This window comes from Mycobacterium sp. 5-140-3-2 (genome assembly GCF_035666375.1).
GTDB lineage: Bacteria > Actinomycetota > Actinomycetes > Mycobacteriales > Mycobacteriaceae > Mycobacterium > Mycobacterium intracellulare.
This window is the reverse complement of record NZ_CP142025.1, coordinates 2,359,444-2,384,194: the sequence shown is the minus strand read 5'-3', so window position 1 is coordinate 2,384,194 and position 24,751 is coordinate 2,359,444. Positions and strand designations below refer to the sequence as shown.

22 protein-coding genes are annotated in these 24,751 nt (G+C 70.9%); 3 read left to right on the top strand and 19 right to left on the bottom strand.

The window, feature by feature from the left end; genetic code table 11:
• Window positions 1-89 precede the first annotated feature (89 nt).
• The 14 genes from P6281_RS11350 to P6281_RS11285 form a co-directional block, all read right to left on the bottom strand.
• Window positions 90-380: a YggT family protein gene (locus P6281_RS11350; RefSeq protein ID WP_003878110.1), complete on the bottom strand. Its 291-nt coding sequence runs from the start codon at window positions 378-380 to the stop codon at window positions 90-92.
• A gap of 165 nt (window positions 381-545) precedes the next feature.
• Window positions 546-1,190: a cell division protein SepF gene (locus P6281_RS11345; RefSeq protein WP_008256149.1), complete on the bottom strand. Its 645-nt coding sequence runs from the start codon at window positions 1,188-1,190 to the stop codon at window positions 546-548.
• A 66-nt stretch (window positions 1,191-1,256) separates the two neighbouring features.
• A complete protein-coding gene (locus tag P6281_RS11340) occupies window positions 1,257-2,033 on the bottom strand; it encodes a YggS family pyridoxal phosphate-dependent enzyme (RefSeq protein WP_324738882.1) in 777 nt (258 codons plus the stop codon).
• Window positions 2,034-2,038: 5 nt separating this feature from the next.
• Window positions 2,039-2,746: a peptidoglycan editing factor PgeF gene (gene pgeF, locus P6281_RS11335; RefSeq protein WP_202284867.1), complete on the bottom strand. Its 708-nt coding sequence runs from the start codon at window positions 2,744-2,746 to the stop codon at window positions 2,039-2,041.
• Window positions 2,747-2,846: 100 nt separating this feature from the next.
• Complete coding sequence (ftsZ, locus tag P6281_RS11330; RefSeq protein ID WP_008256146.1) at window positions 2,847-4,004, bottom strand: cell division protein FtsZ; 1,158 nt, start codon at window positions 4,002-4,004, stop codon at window positions 2,847-2,849.
• 268 nt (window positions 4,005-4,272) lie between these two features.
• Complete coding sequence (locus tag P6281_RS11325) at window positions 4,273-5,235, bottom strand: cell division protein FtsQ/DivIB (protein ID WP_036458811.1); 963 nt, start codon at window positions 5,233-5,235, stop codon at window positions 4,273-4,275.
• On the bottom strand, window positions 5,235-6,713 hold the full coding sequence (murC, locus tag P6281_RS11320) for a UDP-N-acetylmuramate--L-alanine ligase (protein WP_008256144.1): 1,479 nt from the start codon (window positions 6,711-6,713) through the stop codon (window positions 5,235-5,237). The genes P6281_RS11325 and murC overlap by 1 nt, the downstream gene beginning before the upstream one ends.
• Window positions 6,710-7,927 (bottom strand): undecaprenyldiphospho-muramoylpentapeptide beta-N-acetylglucosaminyltransferase, encoded by a 1,218-nt coding sequence (gene murG, locus P6281_RS11315; protein WP_008256143.1) that lies wholly within the window; start codon window positions 7,925-7,927, stop codon window positions 6,710-6,712. The genes murC and murG overlap by 4 nt, the downstream gene beginning before the upstream one ends.
• A complete protein-coding gene (gene ftsW / locus P6281_RS11310) occupies window positions 7,924-9,621 on the bottom strand; it encodes a putative lipid II flippase FtsW (protein WP_008256142.1) in 1,698 nt (565 codons plus the stop codon). The genes murG and ftsW overlap by 4 nt, the downstream gene beginning before the upstream one ends.
• 8 nt (window positions 9,622-9,629) lie before the next feature.
• A complete protein-coding gene (gene murD, locus P6281_RS11305; protein WP_036458810.1) occupies window positions 9,630-11,087 on the bottom strand; it encodes a UDP-N-acetylmuramoyl-L-alanine--D-glutamate ligase in 1,458 nt (485 codons plus the stop codon).
• A complete protein-coding gene (gene mraY / locus P6281_RS11300; RefSeq protein ID WP_009956117.1) occupies window positions 11,087-12,166 on the bottom strand; it encodes a phospho-N-acetylmuramoyl-pentapeptide-transferase in 1,080 nt (359 codons plus the stop codon). Before mraY ends, murD begins: the two co-directional genes overlap by 1 nt.
• Complete coding sequence (locus P6281_RS11295) at window positions 12,163-13,710, bottom strand: UDP-N-acetylmuramoyl-tripeptide--D-alanyl-D-alanine ligase (RefSeq protein ID WP_201408077.1); 1,548 nt, start codon at window positions 13,708-13,710, stop codon at window positions 12,163-12,165. The genes mraY and P6281_RS11295 overlap by 4 nt, the downstream gene beginning before the upstream one ends.
• The gene (locus P6281_RS11290) at window positions 13,707-15,275 is read right to left on the bottom strand and encodes a UDP-N-acetylmuramoyl-L-alanyl-D-glutamate--2,6-diaminopimelate ligase (protein WP_201408076.1); all 1,569 of its coding nucleotides are present in this window, start codon (window positions 15,273-15,275) and stop codon (window positions 13,707-13,709) included. Before P6281_RS11290 ends, P6281_RS11295 begins: the two co-directional genes overlap by 4 nt.
• Before the next feature lie 65 nt (window positions 15,276-15,340).
• Window positions 15,341-15,946, bottom strand: coding sequence for a TetR/AcrR family transcriptional regulator (locus tag P6281_RS11285; protein WP_196771126.1), 606 nt, complete (start codon window positions 15,944-15,946; stop codon window positions 15,341-15,343).
• Window positions 15,947-16,008: 62 nt separating this feature from the next.
• Here P6281_RS11285 and P6281_RS11280 point away from each other — a divergent pair, with 62 nt between their 5' ends.
• Window positions 16,009-17,139 (top strand): FAD-dependent monooxygenase, encoded by a 1,131-nt coding sequence (locus tag P6281_RS11280; protein ID WP_324738947.1) that lies wholly within the window; start codon window positions 16,009-16,011, stop codon window positions 17,137-17,139.
• On the opposite strand, the gene P6281_RS11275 is transcribed toward P6281_RS11280, so the two are convergent.
• The 5 genes from P6281_RS11275 to P6281_RS11255 all read right to left on the bottom strand — a co-directional run bounded on the left by P6281_RS11275 (window position 17,136) and on the right by P6281_RS11255 (window position 22,993).
• Entirely contained in the window at window positions 17,136-19,139 is a 2,004-nt protein-coding gene (locus tag P6281_RS11275; protein WP_008256131.1) for a peptidoglycan D,D-transpeptidase FtsI family protein, read from the bottom strand. The genes P6281_RS11280 and P6281_RS11275 overlap by 4 nt on opposite strands.
• Window positions 19,140-19,207: 68 nt before the next feature.
• Window positions 19,208-20,458 (bottom strand): hypothetical protein, encoded by a 1,251-nt coding sequence (locus tag P6281_RS11270; protein WP_008256128.1) that lies wholly within the window; start codon window positions 20,456-20,458, stop codon window positions 19,208-19,210.
• Window positions 20,458-21,744: a 16S rRNA (cytosine(1402)-N(4))-methyltransferase RsmH gene (rsmH, locus tag P6281_RS11265; protein WP_155254939.1), complete on the bottom strand. Its 1,287-nt coding sequence runs from the start codon at window positions 21,742-21,744 to the stop codon at window positions 20,458-20,460. The genes P6281_RS11270 and rsmH overlap by 1 nt, the downstream gene beginning before the upstream one ends.
• The gene (gene mraZ, locus P6281_RS11260; protein ID WP_008256120.1) at window positions 21,719-22,150 is read right to left on the bottom strand and encodes a division/cell wall cluster transcriptional repressor MraZ; all 432 of its coding nucleotides are present in this window, start codon (window positions 22,148-22,150) and stop codon (window positions 21,719-21,721) included. Before mraZ ends, rsmH begins: the two co-directional genes overlap by 26 nt.
• A gap of 438 nt (window positions 22,151-22,588) precedes the next feature.
• Window positions 22,589-22,993: a DUF3040 domain-containing protein gene (locus tag P6281_RS11255; protein ID WP_008256119.1), complete on the bottom strand. Its 405-nt coding sequence runs from the start codon at window positions 22,991-22,993 to the stop codon at window positions 22,589-22,591.
• Window positions 22,994-23,319: 326 nt separating this feature from the next.
• On the opposite strand from P6281_RS11255, the gene P6281_RS11250 reads away from it, so the two are divergent.
• Window positions 23,320-23,928, top strand: coding sequence for a GNAT family N-acetyltransferase (locus P6281_RS11250; protein WP_008256118.1), 609 nt, complete (start codon window positions 23,320-23,322; stop codon window positions 23,926-23,928).
• Window positions 23,929-24,094: 166 nt separating this feature from the next.
• Window positions 24,095-24,745, top strand: a complete 651-nt coding sequence (locus tag P6281_RS11245; protein WP_009953480.1) for an LppM family (lipo)protein — start codon at window positions 24,095-24,097, stop codon at window positions 24,743-24,745.
• Window positions 24,746-24,751: the final 6 nt, after the last annotated feature.

Genomic DNA, 24,751 nt, shown 5'->3' with positions numbered 1-24,751 from the left:
TAAATCGCGGGAACCAAACCGACGCTAAAACGTGTCCGAACCGTCTCCGGGGGCGGCGCGGGGGCCTCAGGCGGCGGGCCGGAACGGGGTCACGCCGCGGCGCCGAACGCCAGCTGCATCCCGATGAACGCGACCAGTAACAGCACCATGATCGACAGGTCGAAGCGGACCGCTCCGATGGTGAGTTGGGGGATCAGCCGGCGCAGCAGTTTCACCGGCGGATCGGTGATCGACATGATGATCTCCAGCACCACCACGGTGATCCCGGTGGGATGCCAGTCCCGGCTGAACGAGCGGATGAACTCAACGACGACCCGAGCGATGAGCAGCAGCCAGAAGATGAACAGCGCAAACCCAAGGATCTGAAAGAACAACACCAACTGAAGTGCCCCGACCTTATCGATGAGATGCCAAGCGCCGCGGACGTGCGCGGCGCCTGCCAGCCTACCGACTCCGGGTCAGCGGCCCCACCTCACGTGGTCTCGGGACTCGTTCAACCGTTCGAGGGTGCGGTCAGCTCTCGCTGCCGAGCGCGGCGGGTGCGCCTATTGGTAAGCGTAGAAACCGGTTTCGGCGATCCGGCGACGCTCCTCCGGGGACACGTCGACGTCGGCGGGCGACAGCAGGAACACCTTGGTCGCCACCTTGTCGAAGGATCCGCGCAGCGCGAAGGCCAGGCCGGCCGCGAAGTCGACGAGCCGCTTGGCGTCGGCGTTGTCCATCGACACCAGGTCCATGATGACCGGGGTGCCGTCGCGGAAGCGTTCGCCGATGGTGCGGGCCTCGCTGTAGTCCTTGGGCCGCAGCGTGGTGATCTTCGACAGCGGGTGGCCCTCTTCGAACATCATCGCCATCCGGCGGGGGTCCATCGCCAGCGCGCCGCGGGTGGAGTTGCGCAACCACGAGCCGAAGCGTGGCCCGCCCCGCTCGGCCCGGTCGAATTCGCGGGGGTGCACGGAGCCGTAGCGGGGTTCGTCGGCGTAGCCGCCGCGGTAGCCGGCGGGCGGCGGGTAGTCGGCGGGCTCGCGACGCGGGTCCTCGTAGTCGTCGCCGTCGTAGCGGCCGTAGCCGTCATCAAATCGGGGGCGCGGGAAACCGCGGGACGGCGCGCGGTCGTCGTAATACTCGTCCTCGTAGTCGTCCATTGGGGCCATACCGAAATAGGCCTTGACTTTGTGCAGTGTGCTCATTGCGTTGACCCTTCTAGCCCCTGGGATTCCTGGTGTTAGTGATAAAGCTGTTACTGCAGTGACTACTTACGGTGACGGTAACCTCCGACGGCCCAATAGGGCGGTACCGACACGCACACATGTCGATCCGTGTTTGACCGCGATTTCGAAGTCGTTGGACATGCCGGCGGAGAGCCCGACCGCGTTCCGGTGCGACTCCAGGACCCGCCGATGTTCCGATTGCAGCCGGTCAAAGGCCTCGTCGGGATCGGAGTCCAGCGGCGGGATGGCCATCAACCCGGCCAGGTCGAGATTGGACGCCTCCTCGACCTGGGCGCACATCTGGTCGACGGCCCCCGGCCGGGAAATGTCCACACCGCCGCGGGACTCGTCGCCGTCGAGGCTGACCTGGACGTAGATCCGCATCGGGTCGGTGCGGCGCCCTTCGGCCAGCGCCGCCGCCACCCCCCGGTCGAGGGCGGTCACCAGCTGGGCGCTGTCGACCGAGTGCGCGGTGTGGGCCCAACCGGCCACCGACCGAGCCTTGTTCCGTTGGATATGACCCACCATGTGCCAGCGCGGATTTCCCACGTTCGCCCGTTCGGGAGCCGCCAGGAGCCGAGTGACTTCGGCCACTTTTGCGGTCGCTTCCTGGTCCCGCGATTCGCCGACGGCCCGGCACCCCAATCGGGACAAAGTCACGACGTCGATTGCTGGAAAATATTTGGTAATCGGCAAAACCTCGATTTCCGCGGCATTGCGGCCCGCGGCTTGTGCTGCCGCGGCAAGGCGGGAGCGCACCGCCGCCAATGCGCGGGTCAATTCCGATTCGCGATCTCCCCCATTGGACATGTCCACCGCCATCGCGGTCACTCCATCCAGACCAGCGAGGCCAGCCGGCCGGTGGGCGCCTCCCGGCGATGACTGAACAACGTCGGGTCGGCGACCGTGCACCGAGGATCGATATCGATCGCGGTGACGCCCAAACCCTTGAGCTGGCAAGCGATTCCGGCCCGCAGGTCAAGCCCGGGGGTTCCGGCACCGGTGATGGTGCGACTGCCCGGCAGCGCAGCTTCGACCTCGTCAACCATCGCCTCCGGCACCTCGTAGTTGTGGCCGCTGACCGCCGGACCCAGCAGGGCCGAGATGTCGTCGGGCTGCGCCCCCAGCTCGAGCATCGCCTCCACCGTGCGCGCCACCACGCCGCGCTGGGCACCGACCCGGCCGGCGTGCACCGCCGCGGCCACCCCCGCGCGCGCATCGGCCATCAACACCGGAACGCAGTCGGCGGTCACCACCGCCAGCGCCAGTCGCGCAGTGCGGGTCACCAGCGCGTCGGTGTCCTCCACGGCGGCCTCGCGTGGCCCGTCCACCACCTCGACCCGATCGCCGTGGACCTGGTTCATCCACACCACGCGGCCGGGGCGCAGACCGACGGCGGCGGCCAACCGGGCCCGGTTCTCGGCGACCGCGGCCGGGTCATCACCGACGTGGTCGCCCAGATTGAAGGTGTCGAAGGGCGGCTTCGAGACACCACCGGCGCGGGTGGTGGTCACCCGTCGGACGCGAACGCTCACGTGATCAGTATCCGGAAGTTGTTGCCTGCCAGGCTGCATCGACGTAGGGCCACTATCTTTCGAGGCCGGTTTGTCGCGCAGTGGCAAGCAAATCGAGACCTCAGCGGCGCATGAACGGCGGCACGTCGACGTCGTCGTCATCGCCACCGATATTCAAGGTCGAACCGTTCGTGTGCACCGGCACGCTGACCGCGTCGACCGGTTCGAACAACGTCGAGGTGAGCTTGCCGGCCTTCGCCGACTCGATGCGGTGCGCGCCGACTTTCTCTTCCTTGTCGGCATTGCCGCCGATGACGGGTTTGCGGCCGGGGCCGGTGGCATCGAAGCCCGCCGCGATGACGGTGACGCGCACCTCGTCGCCCAGCGAGTCGTCGATGACCGTACCGAAGATGATGTTGGCGTCCTGGTGGGCGGCGTCCTGCACCAGCGAGGCCGCCTCGTTGATCTCGAAGAGCCCAAGGTCGCTGCCACCGGCGATCGACATCAGCACGCCCTGCGCACCCTCCATCGACGCTTCCAGCAGCGGCGAGTTGATGGCGATCTCGGCGGCCTTGAGCGAGCGGCCCTCGCCGCGCGCCGAGCCGATGCCCATCAGCGCGGTGCCGGCGCCGGACATGATGCCCTTGACGTCGGCGAAGTCGACGTTGATCAGACCCGGGGTGGTGATCAGGTCGGTGATGCCCTGGACACCGTTGAGCAGCACCTCGTCGGCGCTGCGGAAGGCGTCCATGAGTGACACCGCGGCGTCGCCCATCTGCAGCAGCCGGTCGTTGGGGATCACGATCAGGGTGTCGCAGCTCTCGCGCAGCGCCGCGATGCCGCTTTCGGCCTGGTTGCCGCGCCGCTTGCCCTCGAACGAGAACGGGCGGGTGACCACACCCACGGTGAGCGCGCCCAACTTGCGGGCGATGCTGGCGACGACGGGAGCCCCGCCGGTGCCGGTCCCGCCGCCCTCGCCGGCGGTGACGAACACCATGTCCGCCCCGCGCAGGAGCTCCTCGATCTCGTCCTTGGCGTCCTCGGCGGCCCTGCGCCCGACCTCCGGGTCGGCGCCGGCGCCCAGGCCACGGGTGGAGTCGCGCCCGACGTCGAGTTTGACGTCGGCGTCGCTCATCAACAGCGCCTGCGCGTCGGTGTTGATCGCGATGAACTCGACGCCTTTGAGGCCCTGTTCGATCATTCGGTTGACGGCGTTGACGCCGCCGCCACCGATACCCACGACCTTGATCACGGCCAGGTAGTTGTGCGGGGGGGTCATCATTCGTCTTCCTCCCTGATGGGCTCGGCTCTCCCGGTGGTGGGCTCCTCCGGACGGTGGCGGTCCTCCCTGGCAAACCCTCAACCTCAACCATAGAGTTAGAGTTATGTCAAGTAGTTCCGCGCAACCAGAACGGTATGGGCATGGCGCGCGCGAACCCCGCAGGCGCGCCGACGCGCGTCCCGCAAATTTTGGGCATTTTTCCGCGGCTGGGCGGGCGTGAGCGCTGTTCGGCGGCGCCGCGGCGCGCGCGACGTGACGAAGATCGCTACTTGACCGTCGGCAGGTCCGGGCTGGACACGTCGTAGGTCTTGCCGGGCTGGGTCAACAGCGCGGACAGCTTCTCGGCCTTCTCGTCCGTGCGGTCGGTGGTCCCCCAGATCACCACTCGGCCGTCGCCGAGTGTGAGCGTGATCGAGGCCACCGAGGGCGCCGCGACCCGGCCGACCTGGTCTGCGACCTCGGGACGCAGCGCGGTGAGCACCTGCAGGGCGGCCTTGGTGGCCGGGTCGTTGGGCCCGGGGTCGGCGACATCGAGGTAGGGCAGCGCCGGTGGCGGCGGTCCGGTCGCAAAGTCCACGCCGTCCCGGTCGAACAGGTGTGGCCCGTCGGGAAAATCCTTGACCGCCACCGGGACTCGCTCGACGATGGTGATCCGCAGCGCGGACGGGTACTGGCGCTGCACGCGCGCGCTGGCCACTCGGCGGATCGCCGCCACCCGGTCGGCGACCTGGCTGGTGTTGATCTGCAGCAGCGGCGTTCCGAGCCGCACCTGAGCCGCATCCAGGACCTCTTCGCGGGTCACCACCCCGGTCCCGACGACGACGATGTTGCGGGCCGACATCGCCGGCGTGAAATAGAGGACCAATGCCAGGCCGATGCCGACGATCACCAGCAGGATGGTGACCAACAGCATCTTGAGCCCTCGAACAACGCCGCGCGCAACGGGTTTGGGCTCGTGGACCGGCCGCCCGGTGGCCCTGCGCTTGGCCTCCCGGCGCGCCTCTTCGATGGCCATGGCGCGGGCCTGGGCGGCGCGTCGTTCGGCGCGCTCCCGGCGGGCGCGCCGGCGCGGCCCCTCGACCTCGGCCGGATCGGGCTGTTGATCGGTTGCCGTCGGCTCGGTGCCCGTGCCGGTGACCAGCGGTTCGGTGGCGGCGTCGTCCGGGACCGGGTCGTCGGCCTGGCCGGCCCCGCCGCCCGGCGTGCCCGGGTCGAGCGGCTGGGTCATCACAGGGCTCCCGGCGCGCCGCGGTTGGCCCGCGCCCGCAGCGCCGTGACGATCTCGGGTCCCAGCAGGGTCACGTCGCCGGCCCCCATGGTGACGATGACGTCGCCGGGCCCGGCGACCGCGGCCACCTGCTCGGCGGCGGCGGAGAAGTTCGGCAGGTAGCGCACCGGGACGCTGACGTGCTCGGCGACGCTGGCACCACTGACGCCGGCCAGCGGTTGTTCGCGCGCGCCGTAGACGTCGAGGACGAAGACCTCGTCGGCGGCGTCCAGCGCGTGACCGAACTCCTCGGCGAAAGCCTTTGTCCGCGAATACAAATGGGGCTGGAACACCGCGATGCTGCGGCCGTCGCCGCTCTGCTCGAGCAGGGTTCGGACCGCCGCCAGCGTGGCGACGATCTCGGTGGGGTGATGGGCGTAGTCGTCGAACACGCGCACCGGCTGCCCGTTGCCCGCGGTGCCGACCAGTTCGAATCGGCGCCGCACCCCCTCGAAGCCCGCCAACCCGTCCAGCACCGCGTCGACGGGGGCGCCGATCTCGAGGGCCGCCAGCAGCGCGCCCATCGCGTTGAGCGCCATGTGGCGTCCGGGCACCGACAGCCGCATCACCCGCGGGCGTTGCTCGGGGTCCAGGTCGGGCGCCAGCTGGATCTGGGCGACCGCCTCGGTGCCCTGCTGCTGCCACGACAACAGGGTGGTGGCCAGGGGTTCACCGGGTAACGAGGTCCCGGATCCGTAGCGCAGCACCCGGATTCCCAGTTCGGCCGTACGTCGGGCCAGCGCCGCGGCCCCGGGGTCATCGACGCAGACCACCAGCGCCCCGCCGGGGGCCAGCCGGTCCACGAACGCGTCGAACACGTCGACGTAGGCGCCGGCGCTGCCGTAGAAGTCCAGGTGGTCGGTCTCGATGTTGGTGACGACGGCGACGTTGGGCGTGTACTCGAGTAGCGACCCGTCGCTTTCGTCGGCCTCGGCGACGAAGCAGTCGCCGCTGCCGTGGTGCGCGTTGGTCCCGGCCTCCCCCATCTCGCCGCCGACCGCGAACGACGGGTCGCGCCCGCAGTGTTGCAGCGCCACGATCAGCATCGACGTCGTCGTCGTCTTGCCGTGCGTGCCGGTGACCATCAGCGTGGTGCGCCCGTCCATCAGCTTGGCCAACACGGCGGGCCGCAGGATCACCGGGATGCCGCGCCGCCGGGCCTCGACTAGCTCGGGGTTGGTTTTCGGGATGGCTGCGTGGGTGGTGATGACGGCGGTGGCGCCGCCGGGCAACAGGTCCAGCGACGACGCGTCGTGCCCGATGTTGATCTGCGCGCCGCGGGCCCGCAGGGCATGGATGCCGCGCGACTCCTTGGCGTCGGAGCCGGAGACCAGCCCGCCGCGGTCGAGCAGGATGCGGGCGATGCCCGACATGCCGGCTCCCCCGATGCCGACCATGTGCACCCGCTGCAGCTCCGGCGGCAGCTGCTCGGTGGTCATGGCTGCCCTCCGGCCGACAAGCGGCCGAGCTGCGCCTTCCTGGCGATGTCCAGCGCCGCCTGGGCCACCTGGCGGGCCGCGTCGGGGTGTCCCACGCGCGCGGCGGCCGTCGTCATCGCCGCCAGCCGCGGCGGGTCGCCCACCAGGGCGGCCACCTCCCGGGCGACCAGCCCGGGGGTCAGGTCGGCGTCGGCGACCACCATGCCGCCGCCGGCGTTGACCACCGGTAGTGCGTTGAGCCGCTGCTCGCCGTTGCCGATCGGCAGGGGCACGTAGATCGCCGGCAGGCCCACCGCCGAGACCTCGGCGACCGTCATCGCCCCGGACCGGCAGATCACCAGGTCGGCGGCGGCGTAGGCCAGGTCCATCCGGTCGAGGTAGGGCACCGCCACGTACGGCGGGTCGCCCGGCAGTGGTTCGCGCAGGTCGAGCGTGTTCTTGGGGCCGTGCGCGTGCAGCACCGCCACGCCCGCGGCGGCCAGCCCGGCGGCCGCCCCGGCGACGGCGCGGTTCAGCGAGGCCGCCCCCTGCGAGCCGCCGAACACCAGCAGCACCCGGGCGTCGTCGGCGAAGCCGAAGTGTCGGCGCGCTTCGGCGCGCAGCGCCGCGCGGTCCAGCGAGGTGATGGCTTCGCGCACCGGCACCCCGACGACCTCGGCGCCCGGCAGGCCGCAGTCGGGCACCGCGGAGAGCACCCGCTCGGCGCTGCGGGCGCCGACCCGGTTGGCCAGCCCGGCGCTGGCGTTGGCCTCGTGGATCACCACCGGAACCCGGGATCTGCGCGGCGAGACACCACGCGCTGCGAGATAGGCCGGCAGCGCCACGTATCCGCCGAAGCCGATCACGACGTCGGCGTCGACCGACCGCAGCACGGCGCGGGTTTCCCGGACGGCCCGCCACACCCGCGAAGGCAGCCGGGCCAGGTCACCGCTGGGCTTGCGGGGCAGCGGCACCGGCGTGATCAGCTCGAGGTCGTAGCCGCGCGCGGGCACCAGCCTGGTCTCCAGCCCCCGCGCCGTGCCCAGCGCGGTGATCCGGACCTTGGGATCCAGCGCGCGCAGCGCGTCGGCGACGGCCATCGCCGGTTCGACGTGCCCGGCCGTTCCCCCGCCGGCCAGCACGACTGACAAGGGCCTAAAAGCCGACAACGCGGCACCGGCGGGCAGAGGGTCTGCCCCCCGCCCGCCGGTCGGCTCGTTGACCGTGTCGTTCACCCGTAACGCTGACCTTCCAATGCGCGTGTGCGCCGTTGCTGGCGCCGGCCGGCGGCCTGATTGGCTCCCAGGGTCGCATAGCGCTGGCCAGATCCATGATGCCCCGCCCGTGAGCGGGGGTTACCCGCAGACCGGCGGACCGGGCGGCCGGCCGCACGCGGGGGTGCCCCGCGCAGCGGCGCCTCGCCGTTGCGGGGCGCCTTGCGCCCGGGCGACCCGGCGCCCTTGCGCGGCGCGGCGCCCGATTGCGGGCGCGACCGCTTGCGGTCGCGGAACGCCTCCAGGCGCGTGGGCGAATAGGGCTCGGGCAGCGGCAGCCGCAGCAGCCGGTTCACCTTGTCGTCGCGGCCGGCCCGCAGCGCGGCCACCGCCTCGGGTTCGTGACGGGCCGCGTTGGCCATGATCCCGATCATGAAAAGCGTTGCCGCCGTGGAGGTTCCACCGGCGGAGATGAGCGGCAGCTGGATGCCCGTCACCGGGAGGATCCCGATCACGTAGCCGATGTTGATGAACGCCTGACCCAGGACCCACATCGTCGTGGTGGCGGTCAGCAGCCGCAGGAACGGGTCGGCCGACCGGCGGGCGATCCGCATCCCGGTGTAGGCGAACAGCCCGAACAGGACCAGTAACCCGAAGGCGCCGATAAAACCGAGCTCCTCGCCGATGATCGCGAAGATGAAGTCGTTGTGGGCGTTGGGCAGGTAGTTCCACTTGGCGGTGCCCTGGCCCAGGCCGTCGCCGAAGATGCCGCCGTGGGCCAGCGCGAATTTCGCCTGCCGGGCCTGGTAGCCGGTGTCCTGCGGGTCGTTCTCGGGATTGATCCAGGACCGCACCCGGTCGGACCGGTAGCCGGCCGACATCGCCAGGATCGCCCCGGCCATGAAGACCGCGAGCAGCGAGGTGGCGAAGACGCGCAGCGGCAGGCCGGCGTACCAGAGCAGGGCGAGCAGGATGATGCCCAGCGACACGGTCTGCCCGAGGTCGGGCTGCGCGACGATCAGCGCCAGCGCGATCACCGCCGCAGGCACCAGCGGGATGAGCAGTTCGCGCAGGCTGGCGCGCTCGAGTCGGCGGGCCGCCAGCATGTGCGCACCCCAGATGGCGAAGGCGATCTTGGCCAGCTCGGAGGGCTGCATGGAGAAGCCGGCGACCACGAACCACTTGCGGGAGCCGTTGGCCAGGTTGCCGATGCCGGGAACGAGGACCAGGACCAACAGGATCACGGTGACGACGTAGCCGGTGAAGGCGACGCGGCGGATGAACCGCACCGACATCCGCAGCGAGGTGTAGCAGGCGATGAGGCCGATCACCGTCCACAGGACCTGCTTGCCGAAGATGATCCAGGCCGACCCGTCGGCGTCGTAGGACCGCACCCCCGATGCCGAGAGCACCATGATCAGGCCGAGCGTCGTCAGCAAGCCGGCGATGGCGATGATCAGGTGAAACGAGGTCATGGGGCGGCCGAGCCAGGCACCGAACCGGGTGGGCGAACCGCCATCGCCACCGGCGGCCTTGTCCTTTTTCGCCTTGGGCGCCTTCGCGGGCTTGGCGGGCTCGTCGGCCTTGTCGCCGTCGTCCGCGGCCGCGTCGGTGACCTCGGCCGTCGCGTCCGCGTCCTCCGCCGGCCCCGGCTCGGTCGCGGTTCCGCCGGTCGCTTTGCCCCGGCCCAGCAGCCGGGTCAGTGCGTTACCCACGCCCCGCCCTACCGGATCGCCGCGCGCACGGCGGCCGCGAACGCGTCGCCCCGGTCGGCATACCCGGCGAACTGGTCGAACGATGCGCCCGCCGGTGCCAGCAGGACAGTGTCACCGGGTGCGGCCAGGCCACGAGCCGCGGCGACCGCCGCGGTCATGACGGCGGCGCCGAGATCTCCACTCGAATGTTTCACTTCTGTCACATCTGCACCAAGAACCACTGCAGTCGCATCCATATCAGCATCCTCGCCTGTCACAACGTGGAGGACGGGGACATCCGGCGCGTGTCGCGATAACGCCTCTGCAACCTCTTGCCGATCTCGGCCGATGAGCACCGCCCCGACCAGCCGCGACGCGATCCTGGCGACCTCGGCGTCGACCGAGGCGCCCTTCAGCAGGCCGCCGGCGATCCAGACGACCCGGGGGTAGGCGAGCACGGACGCCTCGGCGGCGTGAGGATTGGTGGCCTTGGAGTCGTCGACATAGGTGACGCCCTCGGCGACGGCCACCACCTCGGCCCGGTGCCGCCCGACCCGGAAGTCCGCGAGCGCGGACGCGATCGCCTCGGCCGGCACCCCGACGCTGCGGGCCAGCGCGGCGGCGGCGAGCGCGTCGAGCACGCCGACGGGGCCCGGCACCGGTATCGAGTCGACGGGCGCCAGCGTCAGGTCGTCGGCGAACGCGCGGTCGATCAGGTGTCCGTCGCGCACGCCGAGCTCCCCCGGGCCCGGTTCGCCCAGCCGAAAGCCGGCCCGCACCGGCGCCCGCGCCGTGCTCAGCAGTGCCGCGGCCCGGGCGTCGTCCAGCCCGACGACGGCCACCCGGCCGTCGAGCACCCGGGCCTTGGCCGCGGCGTAGTCGGCCAGGGTGCCGTGCCAGTCCAGGTGGTCTTCGGCGATGTTGAGCACCGCGCCGCCCTCGGGCCGCAGCGACGGCGCCCAGTGCAGCTGGAAGCTGGACAACTCGACGGCCAGCAGCTCGGCGGGTTGGTCCAGCACGTCGAGCACCGGGCTGCCGATGTTGCCGCACAACAGGTTTGGAAGCCCGGCCGCGGTGAGCATGGCGTGCAGCATCGATGTCGTCGTGGTCTTGCCGTTGGTCCCGGTCACCACCAGCCAGCGCCGCGGCGGGCCGTAGTGGCCGGCCGCGTCCAGCCGCCAGGCCAGCTCCACATCGCCCCAGACGGGCACGCCCGCCGCCGCGGCGGCGACCAGCAGCGGCGTGGTCGGCGAGAAGCCGGGGCTGGTCACCACCAGGGCGTAGCGGGAGACCTGCTCGGCGGCCACCGATGTCGGCGCGGTCGCCACCCCCGCATCGGCGTACCCGCGCAGGGTGGCCGGGTCGTCGTCGCACAGGGTGGGCACCGCGCCGAAGCGGCTCAGGGCCGCCAGCACCGCCCTGCCCGTCACCCCGCCGCCGGCCACCAGCACCGGGGCGCCCGGCGCCAAGGGGTCAAGCCCACTCATCAGGCACCGATCGCGGCCAGCCACTCACCGTAGAAAAGGGCCACGCCCAGCCCGCAGGCGATCGCGGTGAGCAACCAGAACCGGATGATGACCGTGGTCTCGGCCCAGCCGGCCAATTCGAAGTGGTGGTGGAACGGCGCCATCCGGAACACCCGGCGCCCGGTGGTGCGGAAAGTCAGGATTTGCAACACCACCGAGCTGACCTCGGCGACGAACAGCGAACCCAGCACGACGGCGAGGATCTCGGTGCGGCTGGTGACCGAGATGCCGGCGATGATGCCGCCCAGCGCCAGCGATCCGGTGTCGCCCATGAAGATCTTGGCGGGCGCGGCGTTCCACCACAGAAAGCCGATGCAGGCGCCCGCGGTGGCGGCCGCGACGATCGCCAGGTCGAGCGGATCGCGCACGTTGTAGCAACCCAACCCGGGCGCGGTGACGCACGCGTTGCGGTACTGCCAGAACGTGATCAGCACGTAGGCCGCGGTGACCATCGCCATGCTGCCGGCGGCGAGTCCGTCCAGGCCGTCGGTGAAGTTGACGGCGTTGGACCAGGCGCTGACGACGACCACGCAGAACAACACGAACAGCGCCGGGGCCAGGGCGACGGTGGCGATCTCGCGCACGTAGGACAGGTCCGCGCTGGCCGGGGTCAGGCCGTTGGCGTTGCGGAATTCCAGCACCAGCACGCCGAACAGCACCGCGGCGGCGACCTGCCCGACGGTTTTGGCCGTCTTGTTCAGCCCGAGATTGCGCGACCGGCGGATCTTGATCAGGTCGTCGAGAAAGCCGACGCCGCCGAGCACCGTGGCCAGGCCCAGCACCAGCAGACCCGACGCGGAGACGCCCTCGCCGTCGAACGCCAGCCCGGCCAGGTGGGTCCCCAGGTAACCGGCCCAGATGCCGGCCAGGATCGCCACGCCACCCATCGACGGCGTGCCGCGTTTGGCGTGGTGGGTCGGCGGGCCGTCGTCGCGGGTGTGGTGGCCGAATCCCTGCCGGGTGAACAGCCGGATCAGCGCCGGGGTCAACAGGATCGACACGGTCAGCGCAACGGCGACGGCGATGAGGATCTGTCTCACGGGCGGGCACCGCCCTGCGAGCCTTGTGATACCAGGGCGTCGGCCAGCGCCCCCAGCCCGGCCGCGTTGGAGGCCTTGACCAGCACGACGTCGCCGGGTTGCAGCTCGGCCCGCAGCAACGCCAGGGCGGCCTCGCTGTCGGCCACGTTGACGGCCCCCTTATCGGCCGAGCCCCACGAACCCTCCATGACCGCTCCGTGGTGCATGGCGCTCATCGACCTCCCACTTCCCACGACAACGAGTCGAGACACATCTAAGCGCACGGCCAGCCGGCCGATGCGATCATGCTCGGCGATCGCGTCCTCGCCGAGCTCGGCCATCTCACCGAGCACCGCCCAACTCCTGCGCTTTTCGGCCGGCCGGTCCCCCCCGCCGTGGGCGATCCAGGCCAACGCCTGTAGCCCGGCGCGCATCGAATCGGGGTTGGCGTTGTAGGCGTCGTCGATCACCGTGACGCCGTCGGCGCGCGTGGTGACGTGCATCCGGTGTCGCGAGACGGGGCCGGCGCCGGCGAGTGCGGCCGCCACCTGGTCGACGTCGGCGCCGCATTCCAGCGCGACCGCGGCGGCGCACAGCGCGTTGGTGACCTGGTGGTCGCCGTAGACGCCGAGCCGGACCTGCGCCTGCGTGGTCCCGGAGCCGTCGCGGTGGTGCAGCGTGAAGCATGGCCTGGCCACCTCGTCGAGCGAGACGGGCCCGGCCCACAGCTGGCTGGGGCCCGCGCTGGTGTTCTCGGCGCGGCTGACCCGCACCACCCGGGCCGCGGTCACGCCCGCCATGGCCGCCACCGCCGGGTCGTCGGCATTGAGGATCACCACCCCGGATGCCGGAACAGATTGGGGCAGTTCGGATTTCGTCTGAGCGATGGCCTCGCGCGAGCCGAACTCGCCCAGGTGCGCGGTGCCGACGTTGAGGACGACGCCGATCGCCGGCGGGGCGATCTCGGCCAGCGCGGCGATGTTGCCCGGGTGGCGCGCCGACATCTCGAGGACCAGGAAGTCGGTCTCGGGCGTCGCGCGCAGCACGGTCCACGGATGCCCCAGCTCGTTGTTGAACGACCCGGGCGGGGCGACCACCTCGCCGAGCGGTTTCAGCACGGCGGCCACCAGGTCCTTGGTCGACGTCTTTCCCGACGATCCGGTGATCCCGACGATCCTGAGCCCGCCGGCGACCAGTTCGGCGGCCACCACCTGGGCCAACTTGGCCAGCGCCGCGAGCACCGCCGCGCCCGAGCCGTCCGGGTCGTGCTCGAGCACCCCGGCCCGAGATCCCGACGCGCCCGCGGGGGCGACGACCACGGCGGGAACGCCGACCGGCCGGGCGGCCAGCACCGCCACCGCGCCGGCGGCGATCGCCGCGCCCGCGTGGTCGTGGCCGTCCGAGCGCGCGCCCGGCAGCGCCAGGAACAGTCCCCCGGGTCCGACGGCGCGCGAGTCGAATTCCACCGTCCCGGTGACGCGGCGTCGCGCGGCGTCCTGCGGCGAGATGTCGGCCAGGGTGCCGCCGACGATGTCGGCGATCTCGGCGACGGTCAACTCGATCATCGCGGTGCCCCGTCCAGGTCCCGCAGCGCCTGCGCCAGCTCGACCCGGTCGTCGAAGGGGCGGGTGTGCCCGCCGGCGCTCTGGCCGGTTTCGTGGCCCTTGCCGGCGATCAACACGACGTCGCCCGGGCCCGCCCAGGCGACGGCGTGCCTGATCGCGTCGCGGCGGTCGGCGATCTCGACAATGTCTGCCGCACAACCGCTTTCGGTCGCCCCGGCGAGGATTTCGCGACGAATCGACGCCGGGTCCTCACCGCGCGGGTTGTCGTCGGTGACGACGACCAGATCGGCCAGTTCGGCCGCCGTCGCGCCCATCGGCGCCCGTTTGCCCGGGTCGCGTTCGCCGCCGGCGCCGAACACCACGGCCAGCCGGCGATCCGGACGCGCCAGCGTGGTCAGCACCGCGCGCAACGCGCCCGGTTTGTGGGCGTAGTCGACCAGCGCCAGGAAGTCCTGGCCGGCGTCGATCTCCTCCATGCGTCCCGGCACGCGGGCCTGTAGCAGGCCCGTCGACGCCTGCTCCGGGGACACCCCGACCGCATCCAGAATAGCCAGTGCGACAAGGCAATTGGCGACGTTGTAGTGGCCGGGCAGCCGAACACCCAGCTGATGGCGCGCCCCGGCGGGATCGATGGCGGTGAACTGTTGTCCCGCGGCGCCCATCGGGGCCACGTCGGTGGCGCGCCAGTGGGCGGGCCGGCCCTCGGCGCTGACGGTGATCGCGTCGCCGGCGCGGGCGGCCATGGCGCGCCCGGCGTCGTCGTCGACGCAGACCACGACGCGCCGGGCCCGCAGCGGGGAGCCCGGGTCGAAGAGCATCGCCTTGGCCTCGAAGTAGTCGGCCATCGTCGGGTGGAAGTCGAGGTGGTCGCGGGACAGGTTGGTGAAACCGCCCACCGCGAACCGGGTTCCGTCCACGCGGCCCAGCGTCAGGGCGTGACTGGAGACCTCCATGACGACGGTGTCCACCCCCTGTTCGGCCATCGCCGCCAGCATTGCCTGCAGGGCGGGGGCCTCCGGGGTGGTCAGCGCGCTGGGAATGTCGGCGCCGTCGATGCGGATCCCGATGGTGCCGATCAGCCCGGCGGTGTGGCCGGCGGCGCGCAGTGCGGACTCGATGAGATACGTCGTGGTGGTCTTGCCGGACGTGCCGGTGACGCCGACGACCGTCACCCGCTCGGACGGGTTCCCGTACACCGTGGCGGCCAGCCCGCCGAGCACACCGCGGGGGTCCGGGTGAACGAGGACCGGCACGGATTGCCCTAGGGCGCCCATCTCGGCGACCCCGCCGGCGTCGGTGAGCACGGCGACCGCGCCGCGTTCGATCGCGTCGCCGGCGTAACGCGCGCCGTGGGTGGTGGAACCGGGCAGCGCGGCGAACAGATCGCCGGGCCGCACCTCCTGGGCGCGCAGCGTGACCCCGGTGACCGGCAGGTTCGGGACGGCCCGATCGCCGGCCGGCGCGGCTCCGATGTCAGCCGCCAACGCCGGCAAGCGCACGCCCGCTGCGGCGCTGGGCCGCAGCGCACTGGGCACCGACACCCCGTCACCACCTCCGTCAGCCATGATCGGCCATGACACCCTACCTAGGAGCACCGGCCGACGGATGTTCCCGCGCCCGGGCGCCGGTGTCACGACCCGCTGCGCCGCTCGAGCAGGGGGAGCCAGACGGTGTCGACGATCTCTTCGATGGCTTCGTCGGGCAGGGGCCGCAGCGTCATCAGGACCTCGTAGCGAAACAGGTCCACGGGCAGGCGCGCAATGCGCTCGGTCAACTGGTCGGGCTCGATTTCACCGCGATCGATGGCGCGCTGGATCGCCTGATCCAACGCGGCATCGCGCCGCCCTCGCACCAGCGTTTCGAGATCGGCCAGGCTGCTGCCGGTCTGCTGGTAGAAGCCGCCCAGCCGGGTCAGCAACGGGACCACCAACCCCACCCTGACCTTGTTCGCTTGCCGCAGCAATGCGATCGCGTCACCGCGCAGGCTGCCGGTGTCAGGGGCGACCACGACGTCCTTGGCGACCTCATGTGCCACCGCGGCGAGCACGAGTTCCTGCTTGTTCGGCCAGCGCCGGTAGAGCACCGCACGGCTGGTGCCCGCCCGCACGGCGACGCCGTCGATCGTGAGCTCGTCGTACCCGCGTTCGGTCAGCTCCGTCCACGCCGCATCCAGCAACGCCTCCTCCAACGCGGGACCCCGGCGCCGCCGGGCCACGCCGGTCGAGTTAAGAGACATTGCGTTTCCTAACGGTCGGGTCTACGTTCTTTGGATACAGAACGTATCTTATGCGAACAGGAGTGGAATCGATGCGCATTCTCGTCTCCGGTGCCGGAATCGCCGGCCTGAGCGCGGCGATAAACCTCGGCGCCGACGGCCACGACGTCACCTTGGTCGAACGCGCCAACCACCTGCGGGTGAACGGCTCCCCGATCGACATTCGCGGGGACTCCATCGGTGTCGCCGACAAGATGGGCGTGCTCGCACCGATCCGCGCGCACCGGGTCGACATGACCGAACGCGTCCAGTTCGTCGACGAAAACGGCACCGTGGTGGCCGAACCGCCGCTCGACGAGATCAACGACTCCGCCGGCGACATCGAAATCCCGCGGGAAGACCTCACAACCATCCTGCGCGACCGCCTGGGGCCGACGGTAGAACTGCGGTTCAACGAATCCATCGGCGAACTCGACGACGATGACCGTCGCGTCGATGTGCGGTTCAACTCCGGCGACCGCGAGCGCTATGACCTGGTTGTCGGTGCCGACGGGATGCACTCGGCCGTGCGACGCCTGACGTTCGGTCCCGAGCAACGGTTTCTGCGCCATCTCGGCTTCTATGTCGCGCTGGCCGACTTGCCCGGCTATACGCCGTCCGGGCGCGACAACCCGATGTACAACTTCCCCGGGCACCTCGCCGGCATCGCCGCCTACAACGACAAAGCCTTGGCGGTCTTCATGTTTCGATCGCCCTGGATCGACTACGACTACCACGACCTCGCGGCCCAGAAACGGATACTCGTCGACGCGTTCGCCGGCCACAGCGAGTGGCGGGTACCCGAACTGCTCGACGCCGCGATCGCCGACCCGGAACTGTACTTCGATTCCGTCAGCCAGATTCACATGCCCAGCTGGCATCGCGGTCGCGTCGTCCTCGTCGGGGACGCGGCGCATTGTGCCTCGAGCCTGTCGGGCCGCGGCACCTCCCTGGCCCTGACCGGAGCCTGGTTTCTCGCGCGAGCGCTGCGCGACCATCCCGGCGATCTCGGCCACGCGTGCGAGCAATACGAACGCGACCAGCGACCCCACGCCCTGCGCTGCCAGGCCACGGCGGCACCCGGCGGCGACCTCCTGGTTCCGGCCACCCAGGCTCAAATCGACGCGCGCAACCACGATTTCACCGTCGCAACCGGCCGCGGCCGGGAAGCCTAGGTGGCCTGCAGCGTCAGCGGCGGGCCCGGGTCCGGCGACAGCGGCACGTTCTCGCGCTGCATGAGCCAGCCGGCGATGTTGTGGAACAGCGGGGCCGCCGAGTGGCCCGGCGTGCCGTCGGCGTTGCGCTCCGGGTTGTCCATCATGATGCCGATGACATACCGGGGGTTGTCGACGGTGGCCATGCCCGCGAACGTGATCCAGTAGACGTTGTCGAAGTAGCAGCCGCAGGCCGGGTTGATCTGCTGGGCGGTGCCGGTCTTGCCGGCCATCTGGTAGCCCGTCACCGCGGCGGCGGGGCCGGTGCCCTGCTGATAGCCCATCGGGTCGTGTTGCACGACGGCGCGCAGCATGTTGCGGACGGTCTGAGCCGTCTGCGCCGACACCACCCGCACGCCGTCCGGGCGCGGTTCTTCGGTGCGGGTGCCGTCGGGCGCGATGGTGGCCTTGATGATCCGCGGCGGGATCCGCACCCCGTCGTTGGCGATCGTCTGGTACATGCCCGTCATCTGCAGCAGCGTCATCGAAAGGCCTTGCCCGATGGGCAGGTTGGAGAAGGTGCTGCCCGACCATTGGTCGATGGGTGGCACCAGCCCGGCGCTCTCCCCGGGCAGGCCCACGTTGGTGCGCTGCCCGAGCCCGAACTTGCGGACCATGTCGTAGAAGCGCTCCGGCCCCACCCGCTGTGCGAGCATCAAAGTGCCGACGTTGGAAGACTTTCCGAACACGCCGGTGGTCGTGTAGGGCATCACGCCGTGGTCCCACGCGTCGTGGATGGAGACCCCGCCCATCTGGATCGTGCCGGGAACCTGCAGCACCTCATCGGGATTGGACAGGCCGTACTCGATGACCGACGACGCGGTGATCACCTTGTTCACCGAGCCGGGCTCGAACGGCGAGGACACCGCCAGGTTGCCCAGCTGTTTGTCGCCCTGACGCCCGATGTCCTGGGAGGGGTCGAACGTGTTGTCGTTGGCCATGGCCAGCACTTCACCGGTCTTGGCGTCGAGCACGACGGCCGAAACATTGTGCGCGCCAGACACATTCTTGGCCTGCTGAACCTGCTGCTGCACATAGAACTGGATGTCGTCGTCGAGGGTCAGCTGCACCATCGAGCCGTTGACCGCCCGATGCCGGTTGCGGTAACTGCCGGGGATGACCACGCCGTCGGATCCGCGGTCATAGGTGACCGAACCGTCGGTCCCGGACAGCACGGAGTCCATGGCCTCTTCCAAGCCCAGCAGCCCGTGGCCGTCCCAGTCGATGCCGCCCACGATGTTGGCGGCCAGCGATCCGCCCGGATACTGGCGCAGATCCTGGCGTTCGGAACCGACCTCGGGAAATTTGTCCGAGATCGCGCTGGCGACGGCGGGATCGACGGCACGCGCGAGATAGACGAAGTTCTCGTCGCTTTGCAGCTTCTTCAGCAGGGTCGCCGAGTCGGGTTTGTTGCCGAGGCGCCCCGAGACGTCCTTGGCGATGTCGCGCAAGCGCTGCTGCGGGTCGGGGGCGGCCGAATTCTTGGCCTTGGCCTCCTCCAGCTGCTTGTGAATGCGTTTCGGTTGAAACGTCAGCGCACGAGATTCGATGGTGAACGCCAGTTGATCCTTGCGGCGGTCGATGATGCTGCCCCGCACCGCCTTTTCCACGTCGGTGACCTTGAGCTGCCCGGCGGCCTGGGCGCGCAGCGTCGGGGCCTTGGTCACCTGCAGGACGAACAGCTGGGCGGCGGCCACCAGCATCAGCACCAGGATGACCACGTTGCCGGCGCGATGGCGGAAGACGAACGACCCACCGCGGCCGGCCATTTGCACGATCTGACGGGTGCGCCGCTCCCGCGCCGAATGCCCGGCCCCCACCGGCTCGGGGCGCTGCGCACCCCGGCTGGCCTTGGGCTGCTTGGCTTTCCGGAGTCGTTTCGGTTCGCGAACGTCACGGCCCTGGTCCGCCTGCTGCGGTTTCGCGCGGCGCTTGGGCTGCCGGGCGGCGTTGTCCGCCATGTCCTTACGGGGACCGCGTGTCGGGCGTGCGGCCTGCGACCGGCGTGCCCGTGGGGTGTCGCCGCGGCTCACCTGGGAGCACCTGGCACCGCGCCGGGGGGCCCGGGCAGGGAGCCGGTACCCGGTTGCGGCATCGGGGCGGGCGCCGGAGCGGCGGGGGCGATCGGCTGGGGGCCGGCCGCGCGGCCCAGCGGCACCGGGACGGAAACCTCCGGTGGCAGGGGCGCGGGTAGCTGGCCCGGGGCCGGAATGGGCAGGCCGCCCAACGGGATCGGGACCTCGGCGGGCACCGGGGGGGTCGCGGGTCTGGCCGGCATCGGCAATCCCGGCGTCGGCAGCGCGCCGGTCACCGGCCCGCCGGGCATGCCGGGGAGCGCACCGGTCACGGGGCCGCCTGGCATGCCGGGCAGCGTACCGGCAGGGGGCGCGCCGGCGGCGCCAGGCGCGCCGGGCACCGGCGGAACTGCCGGCGGGAAGTGTTGGCCGCCCACCGTGGAGGCGCCGTCGGGTGCGCGCAGCAGCGCTTCGGGCCCCGACCTGGCCGGGGCGGGGGCGCCGGGGACCGGCTCGAGCCGCATCGGGATCTCCGCGGCGGGCGCCGCGGGTTTCGGGGGCTGCGGCGCTTCGTCGGGGAGCTTGGTGTTCAGCGGCGGCGGCGGAACACCGTCGGCGGGTTTGGGGGTGCCCACCACCACCCAGTTCCCGGACGGGTCCTGGACCAGGTGCGCGGTGTCCCGGGTGGGGATCATGCCCTGCTTGCGGGCGGCCTCCGCCAGCGCGGGCGCGGCTTCGGCCTCACGCACGTCGCGCTCCAGGGCCTCCTTCTGTTGCTGCAGCAACCGGGTCCGCTCGCGGGCGTGGCTCAACTTGTAGGAGCGTTCGGCGGAGTCGGTGGACAACCACAGCGTGAGCCCGAGCCCGACGCCCAGCGCTCCGATGACCAACACGACGAACGGAACCTTGCTCGCAAGTGTCCGCGGCCGCAGGTCGATCGACGCCAGCCGGGCGGCCAGACGCTCGGTGAGCTTGGGCCGAACGACCTTGGGCGCCTTGGCTTTGCGGGCCTTGGCGCGCGCCTTGGCCTGGCTGGCGTTCTTCGGCCGCGCCGACCGCTCGACCGGCCGGGCGACGGGGCTGCTCTGCGGACCGGCCTTGGGCGCGCGGGATTCGCGGGCGGGCGCCGTGGTCCTGGCGCCGCGGGCGCGCCGCGCCGCGCCGGGTTCGGGCGCCGGGCGCCTGCCCCGTCGGGCAGCACCGTCGCGGGCGCCCCGGCGGTCGCTGCCGCCGCGTCGTTTCGACGTCTCGCGGTCCGCTTTCATCAATCGCCTTTCCCGGTTGCCTGCTGTGATTCCATTCGCTGCAGGGCCCGCAGCCGCACCGCGGCGCTACGCGGGTTGCGTTCGATCTCGGTGGCGTCGGCCCGTCCGGCACCCTGCGTCAGGGGCCGGAATCGCGGCTGGTGACCGGGGAGTTCGACCGGCAGGTCCACCGGGGTGCGGGACGCGACCGCCTCGGCGAACAACCGCTTGACGATCCGGTCTTCCAGCGATTGGTACGCCATCACCACGATGCGCCCGCCGACGGCAAGCGCGTCCAGGGCGGCCGGGAGCGCGGCACGCAGCGAATCCAATTCGTCGTTGACCGCGACCCGCAGCGCCTGGAAGGTGCGCTTGGCCGGGTGCCCGCCGGTGCGCCGGGCCGCGGCCGGAATCGCTTCGTAGAGCAGGGCCACCAGGTCCGCGGTCGACGCGAACGGCTGGCGGGCCCGCCGGCGCACGATGTGCGCGGCGATGCGCCGCGCGAAGCGCTCCTCGCCGTAGCGGTGCAGGATGTTCGCCAGCTCGGCCTCGTCGTAGGTGTTGAGGATGTCGGCGGCGGTGAGCGGCGCGTCGGGGTCCATCCGCATGTCCAGCGGGGCGTCCTGGGCGTAGGCGAAGCCGCGTTCGGCGCGGTCGAGCTGCATGGACGACACGCCGAGGTCGAACAGCATCCCGTCGACCGATTCGGTTGCGGCATAGCCGGATTCGGCCAGCGCCGTGGCGACGCCGTCGTAGCGGGTGCGCATCAGCGTGACCCGGTCGGAGAATCGCGCCAACCGCGTTCGGGTGATGTCCAGGGCGGTGGGGTCGCGGTCGAGTCCGATCAGCCGCAGGCCGGGCAGTTCGGTGAGGAACCGCTCGGCGTGCCCTCCCGCGCCGACGGTCGCGTCGACGAGGGTCGCCCCCGTTCCGTCCGGGTGGTGGCGGGTCAATGCGGGCGTGAGCAGCGCGACGCAACGCTCCAGCAGGACGGGCACGTGCCCGCCTGATCCCGATGGCGGCGACCCGCTGCGCCCGGCTGCGCCGCGCTTGCGGTCACCACGGCCGCGCTTGCGATCACCGCGCCCTGAATTGTCAGCCACCGCAACGCCTCCCCGGTTCTGCCGCCACCCGTGGGCCGCACGCCCCGGTATGGCCCGAGCGTGCCGGAAAAGGTGTGGCGCCCTTGCATCGAGGTCCCTGTCCGAAGGCACGAACCTGGCGTTGGGGAAGTACGCCAGGGTCGGTTCGGGCAGAGGCCACGTTGCACGGGCATGCGCCTCAGATGATGTCGCCGAGTGCTTCATCGCTGGCCGCGGAGAAGTTCTCTTCGTGGGTCTGCTGGTAGTCCTGCCAGGCCTGCGCATCCCAGATTTCGAGGTAGTCGACCGCGCCGATCACCACGCACTCCTTGGACAGGCTGGCGTAACGACGGTGGTCGGCCGACAACGTGATGCGGCCCTGGGCGTCGGGGTGCTGCTCGTCGGTGCCGGCGGCGAGGTTACGCAGGAAGGCCCTGGCGTCAGGGTTGCTTCGCGACGCCTTGCTCGCCCGGCGGGCCAGTTGCTCGAATTCCGCCCGCGGGTAGACGGCGAGGCTGTGGTCCTGGCTCTTGGTGACCATCAACCCCCCTGCCAGCGCGTCACGGAACTTGGCGGGCAACGTCAGCCGCCCCTTGTCGTCGAGTTTGGGCGTGTAGGTGCCAAGAAACACCAGCTCACCTCCCGTTCGAGGTCACCCAAACACTGCAGCCACCATACCCCACAATCCCCCACTTCGCCCCATTCATGGCATGTCGCCGTGGCGTTTTCCGGGTTCTCCGTCGTCACGGGGCCCTCGACGCGCTACGAGAGGCGTGTCGGGCGGCCCTCGCACCGGGATTCAGGGCGGCCCCGGCAGCGCAGCTAGCAGGGAAAATGTCGCCGGTGGGGCGTAGTGGGGAACTCTAGTGGGGCCCGGTGGGGATTAACCGCCGGCCCGCGCGTCGGCTAGGGCTCGGTTGGGGCGCAAAACGGTATCGACGGTTGCGCGGCGTCAGTCAGCCGGCCGGAAGCTGCGACGATGACGGCCGGGGCGGCGCGAGGCGCGGACGACGCGGGAGAAATGCAAAACGGGGCAGCCAGCGGCTACCCCGTGCGGGTGGGTCGGCGCTCAGTCGTCGAAGCGGCGGCGGAACCGATCCTCCATGCGACTGGTGAAGGAGCCCCCGCCCTTGTTGCGGCGCTGGCGCAGCGAGGTGGGCGCGGAGCCGGAATGGTCTGGCCTGCCTGACAATCGGGGACCGGTGATGCCGAACACCACGCCGCCGAACATGACGATGAACCCGAAAATGCTGAGAATGGGGACGCTGCCGCCGATCCAGGTGGCCTTGAACGCCACCCCCGACACCAGCATCGCCAGGCCGACGACGAACAGCGCCACTCCCTGCAGGCGCCGGCGGGCCGTGGGCGCGCGAAAGCCCCCGCCGCGGACGCTTGACGCGAATTTGGGGTCTTCGGCGTAGAGAGCGCTCTCGATCTGATCGAGCATTCGCTGCTCATGATCGGAGAGTGGCATTCGTCCCTCCTTGCCGACAGTTTGGCACGTGACTATCGATAGCACGCGATGCCCGTTGCGCGGGCAACTAATTGAATGATACGAGGTCAATCTGCCCCATACCACTGGTTCCGCGCCGATTCTATCCCGGCCGGATCGCGGCAATCCGCCAGACCGGAACGCCCGTGCGCTACAACCGGCTTCCCGACCCGGGGGCGTCCGTTGGTTCGGTGCCACGACCGCTCGTCGCGCCGGCCCGTGGGGGTCCGATAATGATTCTTAGCAGCCGGGTCAGAACGCCGCAGCATCGAACGAGACCGATCACCGGATGAGGAGGGCACCGCGAGTTGGGGATATTCCTCATCGATCTGCTCCCCCACGACATGGAGCGTCGCCTCACCGACGCCCTGACGGTGTACGTCGATGCGATGCGCTACCCGCGCGGCACCGAGCAACAGCGCGCCGCGATGTGGCTCGAGCACATCCGCCGCCGTGGCTGGCAAGGCGCCGGGGTCGTCGAAGCCGACGGGCCCGATGACGAGGGCGCGCCGATGCCCTCGGCGGAGGATCTGACCAGCGCCCCACTGCTCGGCGTGGCCTACGGCTATCCCGGGGCGCCCGGCCAATGGTGGCAGCAGCAGGTGGTGCTGGGCATGCAGCGCGGCGGCTCGCCGCCCCACGAGATCGCCCGGCTGATGAACAGCTATTTCGAGTTGACCGAGCTGCACATTCATCCCCGCGCCCAGGGCCGCGGCCTCGGCGAGGCGCTGGCTCGGCGGCTGCTCGCCGGGCGCGCGGAAAAGAACGTGCTGCTGTCGACGCCGGAAACCAACGGCGAGCCCAACCGCGCCTGGCGGCTGTACCGCCGGCTGGGCTTCACCGACGTCATCCGCCGCTACCACTTCGCCGGCGACCCGCGGGCGTTTGCGATCCTGGGCCGCGAACTACCGCTGTGACACCGCGGAACCGGGCGCGCATCGGACGCCCGCGCTCCGGAGTGGCCTTGTTCAAGTGGCACATCGGATCTGGCACGATGACCTGGTGCGCGCCAGCTCTCCCCCAGCCCGCGGCCGCGGCGTGAAAGCCCCCCGGGCCCGACGGCGCCGTCTGCTGGCCATCGCGATGTTGCTGCTGCTGGTGCCGCTGGCCACCGGATGCCTGCGGGTCCGGGCCTCGCTCACCGTCTCCCCCGACGACCTGGTCTCCGGGGAGATCGTCGCCGCCGCGAAACCCAAGACCCCCAAGGACACCGGCCCCCAGCTCGACAGCAACAACCTGCCGTTCAGCCAGAAGGTGGCGGTGTCGAACTACGACAGCGACGGCTACGTCGGCTCCCAGGCGGTGTTCTCCGATCTGACGTTCGCCGAGCTGCCGCAGCTGGCCAACATGAACTCCGACGCCTCCGGCGTCAACCTGTCGCTGCGCCGCAACGGCAACCTGGTGATCCTGGAGGGCCGCGCGGATCTGACGTCGCTGACCGATTCGGAGGCGGACGTCGAGCTGACGGTCGCCTTTCCGGGGGTGGTCACCTCCACCAACGGCGACCGGGTCGAGCCCGACGTGGTGTCCTGGAAGCTCAAGCCGGGCGTGGTGAGCACCATGACCGCCCAGGCCCGCTACACCGACCCCAACACCCGTTCCTTCACCGGCGCCGTGGTGTGGCTGGGCATCGCGTCCTTCGCGGCCGCCGGCGTGGTGGGGCTGCTGGCGTGGGTCGGCCGGGACCGCTCACCGCGGCTCACCGCGCCGCGCGACCAGCCGCCGCCCACCTAGCCTCGC

Excerpts from the sequence above, each read along its gene's own strand:
- P6281_RS11345 (WP_008256149.1), bottom strand. The coding sequence starts at position 1,190 with ATGAGCACACTGCACAAAGTCAAGGCCTATTTCGGTATGGCCCCAATG.
- P6281_RS11340 (WP_324738882.1), bottom strand. The coding sequence starts at position 2,033 with ATGGCGGTGGACATGTCCAATGGGGGAGATCGCGAATCGGAATTGACC.
- ftsZ (WP_008256146.1), bottom strand. The coding sequence starts at position 4,004 with ATGACCCCCCCGCACAACTACCTGGCCGTGATCAAGGTCGTGGGTATC.
- P6281_RS11325 (WP_036458811.1), bottom strand. The coding sequence starts at position 5,235 with ATGACCCAGCCGCTCGACCCGGGCACGCCGGGCGGCGGGGCCGGCCAG.
- murC (WP_008256144.1), bottom strand. The coding sequence starts at position 6,713 with ATGACCACCGAGCAGCTGCCGCCGGAGCTGCAGCGGGTGCACATGGTC.
- murD (WP_036458810.1), bottom strand. The coding sequence starts at position 11,087 with ATGAGTGGGCTTGACCCCTTGGCGCCGGGCGCCCCGGTGCTGGTGGCC.
- P6281_RS11295 (WP_201408077.1), bottom strand. The coding sequence starts at position 13,710 with ATGATCGAGTTGACCGTCGCCGAGATCGCCGACATCGTCGGCGGCACC.
- P6281_RS11290 (WP_201408076.1), bottom strand. The coding sequence starts at position 15,275 with ATGGCTGACGGAGGTGGTGACGGGGTGTCGGTGCCCAGTGCGCTGCGG.
- P6281_RS11285 (WP_196771126.1), bottom strand. The coding sequence starts at position 15,946 with ATGTCTCTTAACTCGACCGGCGTGGCCCGGCGGCGCCGGGGTCCCGCG.
- P6281_RS11275 (WP_008256131.1), bottom strand. The coding sequence starts at position 19,139 with ATGGCGGACAACGCCGCCCGGCAGCCCAAGCGCCGCGCGAAACCGCAG.
- P6281_RS11270 (WP_008256128.1), bottom strand. The coding sequence starts at position 20,458 with ATGAAAGCGGACCGCGAGACGTCGAAACGACGCGGCGGCAGCGACCGC.
- rsmH (WP_155254939.1), bottom strand. The coding sequence starts at position 21,744 with ATGAAGCACTCGGCGACATCATCTGAGGCGCATGCCCGTGCAACGTGG.
- P6281_RS11255 (WP_008256119.1), bottom strand. The coding sequence starts at position 22,993 with ATGCCACTCTCCGATCATGAGCAGCGAATGCTCGATCAGATCGAGAGC.
- P6281_RS11245 (WP_009953480.1), top strand. The coding sequence starts at position 24,095 with ATGTTGCTGCTGCTGGTGCCGCTGGCCACCGGATGCCTGCGGGTCCGG.